The 16,873-nt window shown below is 59.2% G+C and carries 17 protein-coding genes; 11 read left to right on the plus strand and 6 right to left on the minus strand.

What is annotated here, in order from left to right; translation table 11 throughout:
• Nucleotides 1–52: 52 nt before the first annotated feature.
• Both AC13CY_RS02950 and AC13CY_RS02955 read right to left on the minus strand, forming a co-directional pair.
• Nucleotides 53–1,240: a tyrosine-type recombinase/integrase gene (locus tag AC13CY_RS02950; protein WP_483052274.1), complete on the minus strand. Its 1,188-nt coding sequence runs from the start codon at nt 1,238–1,240 to the stop codon at nt 53–55.
• Between the two features lie 185 nt (nt 1,241–1,425).
• Nucleotides 1,426–2,304: a YicC/YloC family endoribonuclease gene (locus AC13CY_RS02955; protein ID WP_213262518.1), complete on the minus strand. Its 879-nt coding sequence runs from the start codon at nt 2,302–2,304 to the stop codon at nt 1,426–1,428.
• 119 nt (nt 2,305–2,423) lie between these two features.
• Between AC13CY_RS02955 and rph the strand changes: the two genes are divergently transcribed.
• Entirely contained in the window at nt 2,424–3,161 is a 738-nt protein-coding gene (rph, locus tag AC13CY_RS02960; RefSeq protein WP_213262517.1) for a ribonuclease PH, read from the plus strand.
• 86 nt (nt 3,162–3,247) lie between these two features.
• Here rph and AC13CY_RS02965 read toward each other — a convergent pair whose 3' ends face one another.
• A complete protein-coding gene (locus tag AC13CY_RS02965) occupies nt 3,248–4,015 on the minus strand; it encodes an exodeoxyribonuclease III (protein ID WP_054640729.1) in 768 nt (255 codons plus the stop codon).
• A 141-nt stretch (nt 4,016–4,156) separates the two neighbouring features.
• Between AC13CY_RS02965 and pyrE the strand changes: the two genes are divergently transcribed.
• Nucleotides 4,157–4,822: an orotate phosphoribosyltransferase gene (pyrE, locus tag AC13CY_RS02970; protein WP_213262516.1), complete on the plus strand. Its 666-nt coding sequence runs from the start codon at nt 4,157–4,159 to the stop codon at nt 4,820–4,822.
• A 2-nt stretch (nt 4,823–4,824) separates the two neighbouring features.
• On the opposite strand, the gene AC13CY_RS02975 is transcribed toward pyrE, so the two are convergent.
• Nucleotides 4,825–5,295, minus strand: coding sequence for a tRNA (cytidine(34)-2'-O)-methyltransferase (locus AC13CY_RS02975; RefSeq protein ID WP_137094592.1), 471 nt, complete (start codon nt 5,293–5,295; stop codon nt 4,825–4,827).
• A 108-nt stretch (nt 5,296–5,403) separates the two neighbouring features.
• On the opposite strand from AC13CY_RS02975, the gene rep reads away from it, so the two are divergent.
• Nucleotides 5,404–7,473, plus strand: a complete 2,070-nt coding sequence (gene rep, locus AC13CY_RS02980) for a DNA helicase Rep (protein ID WP_228219277.1) — start codon at nt 5,404–5,406, stop codon at nt 7,471–7,473.
• 120 nt (nt 7,474–7,593) lie between these two features.
• Here the strand turns inward: rep and AC13CY_RS02985 are convergent, their stop codons facing one another.
• Together AC13CY_RS02985 and AC13CY_RS02990 are read right to left on the minus strand one after the other, a co-directional pair.
• On the minus strand, nt 7,594–8,415 hold the full coding sequence (locus AC13CY_RS02985; RefSeq protein ID WP_172515140.1) for a c-type cytochrome: 822 nt from the start codon (nt 8,413–8,415) through the stop codon (nt 7,594–7,596).
• 277 nt (nt 8,416–8,692) lie between these two features.
• Complete coding sequence (locus AC13CY_RS02990; protein ID WP_463004607.1) at nt 8,693–9,589, minus strand: GNAT family N-acetyltransferase; 897 nt, start codon at nt 9,587–9,589, stop codon at nt 8,693–8,695.
• A gap of 132 nt (nt 9,590–9,721) precedes the next feature.
• Here AC13CY_RS02990 and AC13CY_RS02995 point away from each other — a divergent pair, with 132 nt between their 5' ends.
• The 8 genes from AC13CY_RS02995 (at nt 9,722) to AC13CY_RS03030 (ending at nt 16,814) form a co-directional block, all read left to right on the plus strand.
• On the plus strand, nt 9,722–10,357 hold the full coding sequence (locus AC13CY_RS02995) for a thermostable hemolysin (protein ID WP_463004606.1): 636 nt from the start codon (nt 9,722–9,724) through the stop codon (nt 10,355–10,357).
• The gene (locus AC13CY_RS03000; protein WP_463004605.1) at nt 10,341–11,801 is read left to right on the plus strand and encodes an AMP-binding protein; all 1,461 of its coding nucleotides are present in this window, start codon (nt 10,341–10,343) and stop codon (nt 11,799–11,801) included. Before AC13CY_RS02995 ends, AC13CY_RS03000 begins: the two co-directional genes overlap by 17 nt.
• Entirely contained in the window at nt 11,798–12,490 is a 693-nt protein-coding gene (locus AC13CY_RS03005; RefSeq protein WP_058577348.1) for an iron-containing redox enzyme family protein, read from the plus strand. The genes AC13CY_RS03000 and AC13CY_RS03005 overlap by 4 nt, the downstream gene beginning before the upstream one ends.
• On the plus strand, nt 12,477–13,304 hold the full coding sequence (locus AC13CY_RS03010; RefSeq protein WP_463004604.1) for an SDR family oxidoreductase: 828 nt from the start codon (nt 12,477–12,479) through the stop codon (nt 13,302–13,304). Before AC13CY_RS03005 ends, AC13CY_RS03010 begins: the two co-directional genes overlap by 14 nt.
• The gene (locus tag AC13CY_RS03015; RefSeq protein WP_290673791.1) at nt 13,301–13,978 is read left to right on the plus strand and encodes a tetratricopeptide repeat protein; all 678 of its coding nucleotides are present in this window, start codon (nt 13,301–13,303) and stop codon (nt 13,976–13,978) included. Before AC13CY_RS03010 ends, AC13CY_RS03015 begins: the two co-directional genes overlap by 4 nt.
• Before the next feature lie 22 nt (nt 13,979–14,000).
• Nucleotides 14,001–14,678: a response regulator transcription factor gene (locus tag AC13CY_RS03020; protein ID WP_483052275.1), complete on the plus strand. Its 678-nt coding sequence runs from the start codon at nt 14,001–14,003 to the stop codon at nt 14,676–14,678.
• Nucleotides 14,675–16,078 (plus strand): ATP-binding protein, encoded by a 1,404-nt coding sequence (locus AC13CY_RS03025; protein ID WP_483052276.1) that lies wholly within the window; start codon nt 14,675–14,677, stop codon nt 16,076–16,078. The genes AC13CY_RS03020 and AC13CY_RS03025 overlap by 4 nt, the downstream gene beginning before the upstream one ends.
• 118 nt (nt 16,079–16,196) lie before the next feature.
• Entirely contained in the window at nt 16,197–16,814 is a 618-nt protein-coding gene (locus tag AC13CY_RS03030; RefSeq protein ID WP_483052277.1) for a CBS domain-containing protein, read from the plus strand.
• The last annotated feature ends 59 nt before the right edge of the window (nt 16,815–16,873 follow it).

Consider the following 16,873-nt stretch of genomic DNA (forward strand, 5'->3'; position numbering starts at 1 on the left):
CTGAGAAAAACCAACGCACAAAAAACGGAATCGGTTGACCCATCGTGACCGCTCAGCGTACAAAACTCTCTCCAGCGTGAAGGCCGTGTGCAAATCGGTCACGATCACCGTAATGACCGGTCACGTTCGCCGGAATACGCAGTTGGGCCAGATTGTCATCAAAGCCGAGTTTTCCCAACTTGGTTCTGGCCGTGCCGCGAAGATCGTGGACGCGGCGCTTGTCGAATGAGAAGAGCTTTTTCTCAAAGAGCTTCTTGAGCGCATGGTTCAGCGTGTTTTCACACACATGCGGAGTCCGTGCCTTTTTACTGATCCTGCGAGCTGGAAACACCCAATCACTCCCACAGGAGCGTACTTTCAGTTCATTCAACCATTCCACGGCGGGTTCCGCCAACGGGATATCGATGGCCCTTCTCTTTTTGGTCCTTTCCTCGGGCAGGTACCAGATACGGCTCTCCAGATCGAATTCCGACCAAGGCGCTGCCAGAAGCTCCATTTTTCTCGTACAGGTCGCAATCAACAAAGCACAGGCCAGGTAGTTTTCACGGCTGAACTGCGCCGGAATCACCCGGAGCTTGTTGAAGAACTCGATAACCTCGGGTTCCGTCATTGGGTAGTTGGCGGCCTTCTCCTCCCCGCCGGCGTCCCGGGGGCGGAATGGCGAGGCTGGATTGAACCTGGTGACGTCCAATTTGATGCCATGATCAAACAGGTTTCTCAGCAGGCGCATCAAATCATTTGATAGGGTTGGGCGGGGCTTATTGTCGTCATAGCCAGTGGCCACGTCCCGCAGGATTTCACTGATATCCACTGGTCGGATCTTTTCAAGTTCCACCTTTCCGATGCGCCAGGCGACCTCACGCTCGTACAGGCTCTTCTCTTTATGGTGGGACGCGATTTCTCGTTTGCGAAGCTCGTAGTAGTCCGCGTACAGGTCATTTAGCGTTTTGAAGGGGTTTTGGTTGACCTTCTGCCGCTCCTGAACCGGGTCAGCACCCTCACGCTTGATCGCCAACCTCAGCTTCGCCGCCTCATCACGGGCGTCGGCCAATGACCAGTCGTCCACCTTGCCGATGGTGTATTCGCGCCGGAGCTTGGTAGCTGGGGTGGTATAGCGCAGCATCCAGTAGGCATCGCCGCGCTTCGGGGTCATGAGGTAGAGGCCATTGCCGTCGGCATGTCGCACGGATGGATTCTCTTTGATCAGTTTCTTGACGGTCTTGTCGTGTAGCTTGCCCACTTTCCTGCCTTAAAAAAATTGGGGAGTACAATCTCGCTGATACAATATAGCGAGAAAATACTCCCCAATCTACTACCCATCACTACCCAAACTTGGCAGAACTTACATGAACGCGGTGACTGTAAAAATTACATAACCATTTGATTTTTAAAGAACTAAAGAACAACGATAAACACCCAAGAACATCACTCTATGTTTTGAATCTGCTCCCGCATCTGCTCGATCAACACCTTCAGCTCCACCGCGCAGCGGGTCGTCTCTGCTACCACCGATTTTGACGAGAGCGTATTGGCTTCCCGGTTAAGCTCCTGCATCAGGAAATCCAGGCGGCGGCCTTTGGGGCCTTTTTGGGCGAGCTGGTGGCGCACTTCTTCAATGTGCGCGGTCAGGCGGTCGAGTTCTTCATCCACATCGGCTTTTTGGGCGACCAGTACCAGCTCGGCTTCCAGGCGTTGGGGATCGAGTTCGGTTTTGGCGACTTCTAAGCGCTCTAGCAGCTGGGCGCGTTGGCGTTCCAGAATCTGCGGCAGCAGGCTGCGTACGGTGGCTACTTGCTCGCTGACGGCGTCCAGGCGAGTGGTGATCATCTCGGCCAGTTTTTCGCCTTCCCGGGCACGGGCGTCGATCAGTTCATCCAGCGCTTGGTTAAAGAGCGCGTTGGCGGCGGCTTTGATGGCGTCTTGGTCGAGGTGCTGGGTTTCCATCACGCCGGGCTGGTTGAGCAGTGCCAGCGTGGTGGGCGGCACGGCGCTGGGCACCTGCTGCTGAATGGCAGCCAGGGCGTCTGCAATCTCTTTTAGGCGCTGGGCGTTCACTGCCGGTGCTTGGGCGGTGTCGGCGCTCTCGAACCGCACGCTGCACTCTACCTTGCCTCGGGCCAGGCGCGTGCGCAGTGCTTCGCGCAGCAACGGCTCTAAATCTCGCAGGCTTTCATGAAGGCGAAAGTGCGGCTCTAGGTAGCGCTGGTTCACCGAGCGAATCTCGACCTGCAGGGTGCCAAACGGGGCGGCCTGCTCGGTGCGGGCGAAGGCGGTCATGCTGTGTACGCGGCGGGAAGCGGCCATAAGTCGATGCATCCTTTCCATCAATGTGATTCCGGACAGTCTAACCGATAGGCCCATCCGCGCACGCTCAGACGTGTACAATAGAGGGCTTTTCCACTTTTAAGATGATGTGAGGTGCTATGCGTCCTGATGTAGTTCGCCCCAGCGGTCGCGAGGCCGACCAGCTCCGTGAGATTCGCTTGACCCGTGATTACACCCGCCATGCGGAAGGCTCCGTGCTGGTGGAGTTTGGCGATACCAAGGTGCTGTGTAACGCGAGCGTGGAAGCGGGCGTGCCGCGCTGGCTGCGCGGTAAAAATCAGGGCTGGATTACCGCCGAATACGGCATGCTGCCCCGCGCCACCCACTCCCGCAGTGGCCGCGAAGCGACCCGCGGCAAACAGGGTGGCCGCACGCTGGAGATTCAGCGGCTGATTGGCCGCAGCCTGCGCGCAGCGGTGAATTTGAAGAAGCTGGGTGAGTTCACCATTACCGTGGATTGCGATGTCATCCAGGCCGATGGCGGCACGCGTACGGCGGCGATTACCGGCGGCTGCGTGGCGCTGGTGGATGCGCTTCGCTACCTGCAGCGAGAAAAGAAGATCAAGGGCGACCCCTTCAAGCAGCTGGTCAGCGCGATCTCGGTGGGCATCTACAAAGGCGTGCCGGTGCTGGACCTGGATTACCCCGAAGATAGCAAAGCCGACACCGACCTGAACGTGGTGATGACCGAAAGCGCCGAGCTGATTGAAGTACAGGGCACGGCGGAAGCGGGCGCGTTCAGCCGCCAGGAACTGAACGCCATGCTGGACCTGGCCGAAAAAGCCGGTGAAGAGCTGCGCGAGAAGCAGCGTGAAGCGCTGGGCATCCGCGGTTAAGGGAACTCGGTATTACGGAGTCCTGAACGCAACAGGCCAGCGGTAAGCTGGCCTGTTGCCGGTGCGACGCGGGAAGTAGCTAACGCTTAAAGCGCTAGATCATACTCAACGATCAGCGGTGCGAACTCGGAGAAGGTCGCATCGTAATCAATCCACGCGTCGACCACGTGACGACGGAAGTTGGGGCCGACCAGTTGGTAGTCGATCCGCCAGCCTTCTTGACGATCACGGGGCACGTCTTGGTCAAGTTTTGGCCACCAGGTGTACTCGCCTGCATCGCGATTAATTTCGCGGAAGGTGTCGATAAAGCCGGTGGGGCCAAGCACCTGATCCATCCAGGCACGCTCTTCCGGGCGGAAGCCCGAGGTGAGCTGGTTGTCCGACCAGTTGGCCAAATCGATGGTTTTATGGGCGATGTGCCAAGTACCGCAGATGATGTATTCGCGTCGTTTGCGGGACATCTTCGTCAGGTACTCTTGGTACTGCTCCATAAACGCCTGTTTGGCTTTTTGGTCACTTCCATCAGGCATCAAGAACGTGGCGATGCTGAAGCGGTCATAATCCGCTTGCAGAAAGCGCCCTTCGTGATCGCACTGAGGGAACCCCAAGCCATACATAATGGCTTTGGGGATTTTGCGGCAATAGAGTGCCACACCGGAGAAACCATCCTCCTCGGCATCCAGGAAGTAGCCTTCGTAGCCTTCCGGATAGAGGATGTGGTCACCCAATTCGAAACTTTTCGCCTTGATGTTCTGCACGCAGACCACGTCGGCATCCTGCTGAGCCAGCCAGTCCAGGAAGCCACGGTCGACGGCATCACGTATACCATTGACATTGATGCTGGCAATTTTCATAAATCGTCCCTTTTGCGTCGCTGCTGTATGATACCCGACGTTTAGACGTTTGGGTAAAGGCAGCGAGTAAAACTTGCCATTTACCCTACTTTTATTGTTGCTTTCGTGCCGATTGAAACCTACCGCTTAGTGAGGAATGCCGTGGCCACCACTCTACAACCCTACCAGCGCGATTTCATTGCTTTTGCCATTGAACAGGGCGTACTTAAGTTTGGCGAGTTTACGCTGAAATCTGGCCGCGTTAGCCCCTACTTTTTTAATGCTGGGCTGTTCCAAACCGGTCGGGCGCTGGCCAAGCTAGGCCGCTTTTACGCCCAGGCCATTGTAGATAGTGGCTTGAAAGCCGACGTGCTGTTTGGCCCGGCCTACAAAGGCATTCCGCTGGCGGCGGTCACCGCGGCGGCGCTGGCCGACCACCACGACCTGGATATGCCTTACTCCTTCAATCGCAAAGAAGCCAAAACCCACGGCGAAGGCGGCAACATTGTGGGCGCGCCGCTGTCTGGCGATATTTTGATCATTGATGACGTGATCACCGCAGGCACCGCGATCCGTGAAGTAATGGGCCTGATTGAGCAGAGCGGTGCCCGTGCCGGTGGGGTGATCATTGCCCTGGACCGCCAGGAGCGCGGCCAAGGCGAACAGAGTGCCATTCAAGAAGTGCAGGCGCAGTATGGCATGCCGGTGGTCAGCATCGTGTCGCTTGAGCAAGTGCTCACGTATCTGGAAGAGCACGCGGGCGGCGAGATGCTCGCCTACGCCGATGCGGTACGCACTTACCGCGACCAGTACGGCATTGCCGGGTAAGTCTAGATCGCGAGGGCGCCGGCGTAATCCTGCTGGCGCCACGCTTCATAGCTCACCACCGCTACCGCGTTGGAGAGATTCAAACTACGGTTATTAGGCTGCATGGGGATGCGCAGTTTATGTTCCGCCGGAAGCATGGCGTGCACTTCTGGAGAGAGCCCGGCGGTTTCGGAGCCGAACAGCAGCACATCCCCCGGTGCGAAGTTGGCATCACTGTGGGCGCGGGTGCCCTTGGTGGTAATCGCCCAGATGGTGCGCCCCTGCATGGCGGTGTAAAACGCCGTAAAATCCGCGTGACGGGTCACGTTGGCAAGGTCGCGGTAGTCTAAACCAGCGCGGCGCAGCTTTTTCTCTTCGAGATCAAAGCCCAGCGGCTCGATCAAATGGAGACGGCAGCCGTTGTTCGCCACTAGGCGCATAATGTTGCCCGTATTGGGAGCCATGCGCGGCTCGAATAGCGCTACTTCAAACATCACCACCTGCCTATGAGTTACCTGCTGTATTAGCCTGCTGCGCCTTCGTCAGCGCTGCTGATTGTAATAGAAATTGCCCCGAAACACTTGTAGAGGTCACCCTTCGCCATGACGCCCCAACCGCCAAAGAGCATTCTTAGCCGTATCAAAGGGCTCAACCCACGCCAGCAAGAAGCGGTGCGCTATATCGATGGCCCCTGCCTGGTACTGGCGGGTGCGGGGTCGGGCAAAACCAGCGTGATCACCACCAAGATTGCCTACCTCGTGCAAGAGTGTGGCATGAGCGCACGCAAAATTGCTGCAGTGACCTTTACCAACAAGGCCGCCCGAGAGATGAAAGAGCGGGTGGGCCAGATGCTGAAGGGCAAGGAGGGCCACGGGCTGACGGTCTCGACCTTCCACAACCTGGGGCTCAACATCATTCGCGGCGAGCTGAAAACCTTGGGCTACAAGCCGGGGTTTTCGCTGTTCGACCCGGAGGATGCCAAGGCGCTGCTGCGCGACTTGATGAATAAAGACGCTCAGGTGGATGCCGAGCAGATCAACGCCGTGCAGGCCAAGATATCCCAGTGGAAAAACGACCTGGTGCTGCCCGGGGATGCGCTCTCGTTCGCTGCCGACGATGATGAACACTTCGCCGCGCGCGTCTATGAAGCCTACGTTCGCCACCTGAAAGCCTACAACGCGGTGGATTTCGACGACCTGATTCTACTGCCCGTGGTGCTCTTGCAGCGTGACCCGGAAGCGCTGGCCCGCTGGCGGCGAAAAATCCATTACATGCTGGTGGATGAGTACCAGGACACCAACGTCTCCCAGTATCTGCTGGTAAAGCTGCTGATGGCCGAACGCGCCACCTTTACCGTGGTCGGCGACGACGACCAGTCGATTTACGCCTGGCGGGGCGCACGGCCGGAAAACCTGGTCACCCTGGGGGAGGATTTCCCGCGCTTGAAAGTCATCAAGCTGGAGCAGAACTACCGCTCTACCGGCACGATACTGCGCGCCGCCAACACGCTGATTGCCAACAACCCCCACGTCTACGACAAAACCCTGTGGTCGGAGATGGGTGACGGCGCGCCGATTCGCGTGGTGGTGAACCGCCATGAGGAGGCGGAAGCGGAGCGGGTGGCCAGCGAGATGCTGACGCGTCGCATTAAAGAAAACGCCGAATGGCGGGATTTTGCGGTGCTTTACCGGGGCAACTTCCAGGCGCGGCTGCTGGAATTGAAGCTGCAGCACTACCAGATTCCGTACAAGCTCTCCGGCGGCACGTCGTTTTTCTCCCGCAACGAGATCAAAGACGCCATGGCGTATCTGCGCCTGCTGATCAACCCTGCCGACGACAACGCCTTTTTGCGCATCGTCAACGTGCCCCGCCGCGAAATTGGCCCCGGTACGCTGGAAAAACTCGCCAACTATGCCACCGAGCGCTCGATCTCGCTGTTTGCTGCCTGCCATGAGCTAGGGCTTGAACAAACCCTGCCTACCCGCGCCGTGGAGCGCCTCTCGCGCTTTACCCACTTTATTGATGGTGTGCGCAAGCGGATGGATCAGGGCGATGCCATTGCCGCGATCCGCGATATGCTGCGGGATATGGATTACGAGGCGTGGCTCTACCAAAACGCCAGCACCCCTACTATTGCCGAGCGGCGCATGGCCAACGTATGGATTTTGATTGATCAATTAGAGAAGTCGCTGAACCGCGATCCGGAAGACGCAGATGACTCTACCGCAACAGAAACCGACGGCGTAGAAGCGGCCATTTCACGCTTAGTGCTGCGGGATATTTTGGAGCAACAGGCCGAAGAGGATGACTCTGACCGGGTGCAGCTGCTCACCATGCACGCCTCGAAAGGGCTAGAGTTCCCCCACGTTTACTTGATGGGCCTGGAGGAGGATCTGCTGCCCCACCGTAACGCTATCGAAATGGGCACCGTAGAAGAAGAACGGCGTTTAGCCTACGTGGGCATTACCCGCGCCCGACGCACGCTAACGCTGACGCTGGCCCGCCAGCGCAAGGCCTATGGCGAGCTGATGGACTGCCAACCCAGCCGCTTTTTGGATGAGCTGCCCGCGGATGATTTGGAGTGGGAGGGCCGCGCCGATAAAGAGGACCCGGAGAAAAAGCAGGCACGCGGCAAGGATGCCATTGCAGGGCTGCGCTCGCTGCTGGGATAAGCGTGCTGGGCAAGCGCTATGTATCGCGCAAAAAAATATCCACAGAGGGTTTGGAGCACCCACCTGTGGATATTTTATAACGCCTGGCCTCCCCACCCCATGAGGGCGGGCTGCTAACGCTTACTGTACTTGCGAGACCATGTAATCAACCACGGCCATAATCTCTTCATCGGAAGCGCTGCTACCACCACGCGGCGGCATCACGCCTTTACCGTTGAAGACGCTTTGGTAGAGTGCATCGGTACCCTGCTCAATACGCGGCCCCCAAGCTTCAGCGTCGCCAATCTTCGGTGCACCCGCCACGCCAGCGGCGTGACACGCCACACAGCCCACACTGGCGTAAAGCGCTTCACCGTCTAAACCGCTGCCACCGCTGGAAGCGTCTTCTTCACTGGCGACTGCTTCATCTTCGCTGGCCACAGCATCTGCCGTCGCCATCTCGTCGCTACCACTCTCGTCAGTTGCTTCGGCAGCCGCGCCTTCATCACCGCCACCTAGCTCAGGAACTTCCATGACAGGCTCGACCATATACGCTGTCACCGCTTCCATTTCTTCGTCTGACAGGTTGGGGTTGCCGCCACGGGCAGGCATTGCGCCAATACCATTAATGGCGTGGTCTAGCAGCGTGGCAAAACCTTGCTCAGTACGCTCAGCCCAGGCCGCTTCGTCACCGCGCACCGGTGCTCCAGCGGCACCCGTTTCGTGGCACGCCATACAGACGTTGTTGTAAATACCGGCACCGTCAATTTCACCACCACCGCCACTGCTGGCCGCGGCCGGAGCTGCCGCCGTACCACAGTCTTGGCCTTGAAGGCAGAGTTGTCCTACCGGCGCTAGGCGCTCAGCGATTGCGTCACGCGCTGCATCTTGGGCATAAGCACCGGATGTGCCTGCCATGACGCCGAGGGCCGCCAGCCCGCTCATGATCAGCTTAGATTTCACTCTCACCACCTCTTGAGTTTTATGTAATAAACGCGTTGCGCTTCAAAACGAGTGCGTCCGTTTTTGCTTATGCTGACTACCTAGCGCTTGGAGACACCGCTCTTGCCGAAGTGCGGCCATGCCACTGTCGATGAACGCTGCCACCGGGACACCGAAACGCCAAGACATACGTATAGAGTTAGTATACCGAGAACATAAAGGGTAAGAAAATGCTACTAAGCGCGGCAATTCAACCCACGGTAATGGTGCTCATTCGTTGCGACCGCTGAAGACGACTTCAATACCACCCTAACAGGCGCTCGCGCCCCCGTAGTTCGAAGCCTGTGTGGTCATATACACGCCGTGCGGGTGTGTTTTGCGCATCGACCGTTAAGCTCAGGCTCTGCGCCCCAGCCTCGGCGGCCAACGTTTGCGCATGGCCGATGATGGCTCTCCCCAACCCTTGGCCCCGCCATTCGGGCACCAGCCCCATCAGTTGCAGGCTCCAGTGTGAGGAAGAGGTGCCCAGTAACAATACCCCCACCTCTCGCTGCTGGTACGTCAACCCAAACCAATGCGATGGTTGAGACGACCCCGCCTGAGCCTGGAACCCCGCCAGCAAAGTCGTCACGGGCAGTGCATCGCGCAGCGCTGGGCAATCCAACGACGCTTCCCCCACCCGCGCCAACAGCGCATGCTGCTCAGCCAGAGGAAACATCGTGAACGGACGTAACCCCAGCGATGGCTGGGGAGCAACGGGAGTTTGGCATGTCCATACCCGATGCTCCAGCGTGGCCATGGCCCGCATTCCGCCATGAACCAGCGTTCTTTCCCATGCATCCCACAGCGCGGGTAGCACCACATGGCACAACGCGATGGGCTCGCGACTTACCCACTCTCGTAGGGCGTTTAACAAGGGCAGCGCGGCATCGACGTGTCTGGGCAACCATAGCTGCGCCGTTTGGCTCGACAGCGGCTGCACCCAAGCAGCCGCGAGAATATGCTCGCCCGTCATGGCCACCCATAGGCCTCGCCAATCGGCCGAGCGGGCCGTGGTCAGGGCGTGCTGCAAATCCGCCTGCTGGGTAGTGTCATGAACGGCTGCCAAGTGCAGCAGTGCCTCGCGACGTCGATGCTCGGGGCAGGGCATTACCTGATAGCCGCTGGCGTGCTGGCTCTGCGCGTCATTCGTCACCGTATGCTTCCTTGGTTTGTAGACCTTTGAGATAGATCACCCTACGAAAGAATAGTAGGCCTTTTCGAGCCGCTTAAGTTTTCGTTAAGTAAGCTCAGCGAGAGTGTCGGGAAATACGATGGAGATCGCCCGATGACTCATCTACGTGCACTGCCTCTAACGCCGTTATGCTGGCGAGAAGCGCTCAGTGACCAGGAACACGCACAGCTAAAGCACCTGATACGAGCGCGTTTTGCTCAGCAGCATCAGGCCACGATTCAGCACTTTTTACCGCGCCTGTTCGGGCTGTGGCAGGCCGAGCAGCCTCATGCCGCAGTGGGCGTTCGCATCGCCGACGGTGAACCGCTTTTTTTAGAACGCTACTTGAATGCCCGCGCCGAGCACGTGCTCGACGAACGCTTCGGTAGCGCTCCGCACCGCCAGGATATCGCTGAGATCGGCAATTTAGCCAGCCTGCGCCCTGGTTTGCAGCGCCCACTGTTCCTCCATTTAGCCCACCAGCTTGCCGCAGAAGGCATCGCTTGGCTGCTGTTCACGGCCACCCCAGAAGTCGCCAACGGCCTGCGTCGGTTAGGCTTCGAGCCTCAACCGATCACCCCAGCCGACCCGACCCGCCTGGGGGATGAGCTTCCGCTATGGGGACGCTATTACGCGCATCACCCGTGGGTGATGGCGGGCGACTTACAGCGCGCCATGCGCACGTTTCAGGCCTCTCGTATGCCGTCGAACCTTACTTGGCAGGAGGTGGCTCATGCCCACTCAGCCTAACGCCTTGCTGGCACGTATCGAACGCTATGCGTCCAGCGCGTCTCAACGAATCGCACTGACCGACGGCCGTCTGGCGCTCTCGTACGCGGACGTCCTCGAGCAAATCGGTCGCCGCCGCCAGCGGCTGCGCGACGTTGACGCACGGCGGGTCGCCCTGGCGCTGGATAACGGCTTGGAGTGGGCACTATGGGACTTGGCGCTGATGATGGAAGCATGCGTGGCCGTGCCCATTCCCGAGTTTTTCAGCGACCAGCAGCGCCGCCACATCGTACAGCAAGCCGGTCTCGATAGCTGGATTGGCCACGGCGGCGCCCCCTACGGCTTTGAACCCAGCGATGACGCTGCCATCCAGCGACGTCACGTCGAACATCCTCCCGCGTTACAGACAGGCACCACACGCATCACGTTTACCTCGGGCACTAGCGGCGCGCCTAAAGGGGTGTGCTTGGATAATCAGGCGCTACTGGCCGTCACGGAAAGCCTTGCCAGCGTCGTGGCACCGCTCGATATCCGTCGTCATCTCGCCCTGCTGCCGCTCTCCACGCTGTTGGAGAACATCGGTGGCCTTTATCTACCGCTGTGGTTAGGGGCCTGTAGCGTGCTGCCCGGCATGGCAGAACTCGGTTGGCAGGGTGCCAGCGGTTTTCAAGCTCCCCTCGCCCTCGAGGCAATCGACCGTTACCAGCCCAATAGCCTGATCGCCGTTCCACAGCTGCTACAGGCACTGGTGGATGAAGCCCCCAAGGCGCCCCGTAGCCTCTGCTTTGTGGCGGTGGGCGGGGCGACGGTGGCACCGACCCTTCTGGCCAATGCCCAGCAAAGCGGCTGGCCGGTGTACGAAGGCTACGGTTTATCGGAGTGTACGTCGGTGGTGTGCCTGAACCGGCCTGGCGAACCGAACTGCGGCGTCGGCCGCCCGTTGCCACACGCGCAGGTTCGGCTGGATGACAACGGCCAGCTGCTCGTGCGCGGCGCACTGATGCTGGGCTATCTCGGTGAAGCGCCCAATGGCGAGTGGTATGCCACTGGCGATATCGGTCAGTGGCACGGCGATGCGATTTTGCTCGACGGCCGCCAACGGGAGGTGTTCATCACCGCTTACGGGCGCAACGTCAATCCGCAGTGGGTCGAGGGCGAGCTCTGCACGCAGCCCGTCATTGCACAGGCCATGGTCTACGGCGAAGCGTTGCCCGCTAACCGTGCGCTGATCGTCCCCGCCTCTGCCCGCATCACCGATGCCGATATTAGCGCAGCCATAGAGGCTGCCAATCGAGCGCTGCCCGACTATGCCCAGGTGCATGCCTGGCAGCGTGCCGCCCCTTTTACTCCGCACAACCAGCAACTGACGGCCAATGGCCGACTGCGCCGCGACACGCTTTTGGCAGCCTATGGCCATTGGCTTCAGAGCGCCCCACACACCCTCAAAGAAGGAGCAACACCATGACCGCTTACCAACAGCTGCAAGACGCCACCCAAGAAGCACGTCATTGGCTACTGACGACGCCCATCGTCAATCGCGCCCTGGCGGGTAACGTCACACGAGAGGAGTATCTTGCGTTTCTCGGCCAGGCGTATCACCACGTGCGCTTCACCGTACCACTGATGATGGCCTGCGGTGCACGACTGCCTGACCATCTGAACTGGCTACGTACTGCGCTGGTCGAGTACATCGAAGAGGAGAACGGCCACGAGCAGTGGATTCTGGACGATATCCGCGCCGCTGGCGGTAACGCGGACGCCGCCGCAGCGGCCACCCCAGACCCCGCCACGCGGCTGATGGTGGCCTGGATTCGCGATACGGTCGAGCACGGTAATCCCGTGGCCTTTTTTGGCATGGTGCAGGTACTCGAGGGCACCAGCACGGCGCTGGCGACCCAGGCCGCCGAACGCTTACAGGCGAGCCTCTCGCTGCCCGATAGCGCGGTGCGCTATCTCACTTCCCACGGCAGTCTGGATATTGGCCACCTGGCGTTTTTCGAAGAACAGATCAATCGGTTAGGCACGGAGGACCTGGCCGTGGTGATCGATAGTGCCAACATGTTTTATCGCCTGTACGGCGCGATGTTTAGAGGCATCGAGGCACGCTGTGCAGGTCACAGCGCGGCAGAGGAGCTGAGCCATGCGCTGGCCTAGCGAGGGGACGCTGACTGACGGGTGGGCCAACCAGCGGGTGCTGTTGACCGGGGCTAGCGGCGGCATCGGTGCCGCCCTGGCCGAGGCACTGGTTCAGCGTGGCGCACGGCTACTGATCACGGGCCGCAACCCAACGGCACTCGATGCGCTGGTCGCGCAGTTTCCCGAGCACATCGACGCGGTGTGCGCCGACTTGACCCTTGCCGAGGATCGCCACCGCCTCATCGGAGCGGCTCATCTAGCTGGCTGCAACATGCTGATCAATGCGGCGGGGAGCAATCAGACAGGCTTTTTCGACACGACCACTGACGCTGACATCGAGCAGCTCATTACCATCAACCTGACCGCCACACTGCAGCTGACCCGCGCCCTGCTGCCGCAACTGATGGCCCATCCCCAGGCGACCATCGTGACGCTCGGCTCTACGTTTGGTCAGTTGGGTTATCCAGGCCAAGTCTCCTACTGTGCCACCAAGTTCGCGCTACGCGGCTTTAGCGAAGCGTTACGACGTGAACTGGCCGATACGCGGGTACGAGTCATGTACATCGCTCCTCGCGCCACGCGCACTGCCATGAATTCGCCGCAAACCGACGCGCTGAACGCGGCGCTGGGTAACGCCGTCGATATGCCCAGCGCGGTGGCGCTGGCAATCGTCCGGGCTGTCGAACATCGCCGCGAGGAGCTGCAAATTGGTCGACAGGAGCGTTTCTTTACCCGCTTGAACTCCCTTTGGCCAGGCGCGGTGGATCGCGCCCTGCTACGTCAACTTCCCATGATTCGCCGCTTTGTGACTTCGAAGGAGCCCACACCATGACGCGTTCGATCGACATGTTCACTACGAAGGCTTTGCGTCGCACGCTGTTCGCCACCGCTGTTGGACTGTTCAGCCTGCCCAGCGTTGCCAGCGACCTCGACACGCCGACAGTCGCCGACACCCTAGCAGAGTTACAACAGCGCTGGGCAGAGATTCAATACGCCTTACCACAGGAGCAGCAAGAAGCCGCCTTGAGCCAGTTAGGGGATTACGCCGACCAGTGGGTCGAGCGCTATCCGGAAGCTGCCGAGCTGCATATTTGGGCAGGTATCGTTCGCTCCAGCGAAGCGGGGGCCAATGGTGGGCTGGGCGCGCTGGGACTGGTGAAGGAAGCCAAACGAGAGTTCGAGACGGCGCTCGAGCTCGATCCGCTGGCGCTCGAAGGCTCGGCGTATACCAGCTTGGGAGCGCTCTACTACCAAGTACCCGGCTGGCCGATTGGGTTCGGCGATGACAAGAAAGCCGAGTGGCATTTGCAGCGCGCTTTGGCCATTAATCCCGAAGGGATCGACAGCCTCTATTTCTGGGGCGACTATTTACATGAGCAAGGCCGCGATGCCGAAGCACGCCAAGTCTTGGAGAGTGCGCTCTTGGCACCGCCCAGAGAGGGCCGCGAATTGGCCGATAGCGGCCGCCGTGGCGAGATACGTCAGCTACTCGCTGAGCTAGAATAGCCCCGATAGAACAAGGAGCCTTATGCGCATTTTGTTGGTAGAAGACGACCCTAGCTTAGCCTCGGGTATCCGTTTGGCGTTAAAGCCCGAACACTACACCGTGGACCACCTGAGCGATGGGGCGACCGCGCTCAATGCGCTCACCGAGGGCGAGCCGTTCGATGCGGTGATTCTTGACCTGGGATTACCGCGCCTGGACGGCATGGAAGTGCTGAATGCCGTGCGTCGTCACGGCAGTCACGTTCCCATTCTCGTTCTCACTGCCCGCGATGCGGTGGATAACCGCATCGCGGGGCTCGACGCAGGGGCCGACGACTACCTCATCAAACCCTTCGAGGTGGCTGAGCTCAAGGCCCGTTTGCGCGCTCTGTTACGGCGCAGTCAAGGACAAACCAGCAGCCTGCTCACCTATCGGGGGATTACGCTAGATCCTCATACGCTGCACGTTGGCTACCAGGGGGCGTCCGTAACGCTATCTCGCCGCGAGCTGACGCTACTGCAGGAGTTCATGAGCCATCCCGGCCGCGTCTTCACCCGCGACACGCTCACGCGGCTCGTCTACGGCTGGGAAGAGGACGTCGAGAGCAATGCCATTGAGGTGCACATTCACCACCTGCGGCGAAAACTGTTTTCCGATGTTATTCGTACCGTACGCGGCATCGGCTACGTCATGGATAAACCCACTAAGGACGAGGCATGACATCGATTCGTCAACGCACCTTGGGGCTGGCCCTCTTAGTATTTGGTGCCAGCATGCTAGTGATTGGTTTCATTAGCTATCGCTATGCCGCCCATGAGATCGAAGAGCTTTATGATGCCAGCCTGGCCCAGAATGCACGCCTGCTAGAAGGGTTACTGCAAGCACCGCTGCCCGATGACGACCGCGATGTTCTACTAAACAGCTTGGAAAATGCGCTGCTACGCGCCGAGCAGTCGGATAAACGCTTTGCAGGGCACCGTTATGAAAGCAAGCTGGCCTTTCAGCTATGGGAAGAGGACCGACTGTTACTACACTCCGCCAGTGCCCCCGATGCTTCGCTAGCGCAGCAACCCGTTGGCTACTCCACGCTGACCGTTGGGGAGCACGACTGGCGAGTGTATGTGCTAGATGTGCCAGACTCCTCAAGCCGTGTGGTGGTCAGCGAACGTGAAGACGTGCGCGGCGAGCTAATCAGTGCCGTGGCGCTGCGCACCTTGCTGCCGGATCTTATCGGTTTGCCTTTCTTAACACTGCTGCTTTGGTGGTCGATTGGCTGGGGGCTGGCCCCTCTATCTCGCATGGCGGAGCAAATCCGCGACCGCGACCCGCATAATCTAAAGCCCCTATCACTCTATCCACTGCCCCAGGAGCTAGACACCATAGCCGGTGCGCTCAACCGGCTGCTGGAGCGGCTGCGCCAGCTGCGCGTGCGCGAGAAACGCTTTATTGCCGACGCCGCCCACGAGCTGCGCACCCCGCTGGCCGTGCTGGACCTTCACGCCCAGAATGCTCTCACCGCCGATAATGCGGAGGACCGCGAAGAGTCGCTGCACCACCTGCGCAGCGGCGTTGCCCGCTCGACGCGGCTGGTCTCCCAACTGTTAACGCTGGCCCGCCTGGACCCTGAAGAGGAACCGTTGCCTGAACTGCGCCATGCCAACGTGCTGCTGGAAACCCGAGAAACCCTGGCCAAGCTCTCGCCACTGGCGGCAGAGCGCCAACAGCAACTGCTGTTAGATGCCGATGACCAAGCCGACTGGACGATGGAAGAGGAGCCTGGCGCGATTGAAACCCTAGTGCAAAACCTCGTCGGTAATGCGATTCAACACTCTCCCGAGCAAAGTACCATCACGGTTACCCTAGAATCGGACTTACTGGGCATCACGCTGATGGTAGATGACCAAGGGCAGGGCATACCGATTCACGAGCGCAGCCGGGTAGTAGAACGCTTTCAGCGCGCAGGCCCAGGGGCGGGAGCAGGGCTAGGGTTATCCATCGTCGAGCGTCTAGTAAAGCGCCATGAAGGCTTACTGCGACTCGAAGATGCCCCCGGTAATGGCCTGCGCATCAGAGCAGTATTAGCAAGAGACGCGCTGACCCAGCGCCATGCAAAAGAATGAGAAAAAATGTAACACCGGCGGACTCTTAAGATTGTGATAAGAATTCCGTGCAAATGTGAAGGTACAGAGCAGGCGTGTGGTTAATGATCTGCTTCTTCACACCACGGAGGTACCCCCGATGACTACATTACTGAACACCCATAAGCCGTTAGTGCAATTTGGCGCCACCCCGTTACTGACCACACCCGCGCCCAAGCACTTAACCCCTGAAAGCCCAGCGATGTCCGTGCTGACCGATTTTACCCAGGTTATGCCGCAGTCCATTGCGGGCGATACCCCGATTGATGACGCCCACCTGAAAATGCGCCATGGCGGCATTCGCTTACTGTTCGTGATGGACAAACAGGCTCACTGTGTCGGTGTAATGACCGCCAAAGAGGTGATTGGCACTCGGCGTATCAACCTTGCCATGCAGCAGCGCAACCTGGAACGCGCAGAAGTCACCGCCGCCATGATCATGACGCCCTGGGAAAAGCTCAGCGCCATGCCCTTAGAGCAGTTGGCATCGCTGACCATTGAAGATTTATTGCTCTCCATGGAAAGCTTCACCGAACAGCACCTGCTGATCACCGAGCGTAAGCCGAATCAGGAATTGAGCGTTCGCGGCATCATCTCTGCCACTGATATTCAGACAGTGATGGGTAGCCGAATCCCCGCCAAGCTACCCACCACGGTGGTACCCATGGCGCGCAGCTTTGCAGATATCTGCCAAGTGATTACCGGACACGATCTATAAGCCCTAAAATTAAAGGCACTGATATTAATAGTACTGTGATTAAAAGTACTGTGATTAAA

This window comes from Vreelandella sp. L-15, from assembly GCF_056857635.1.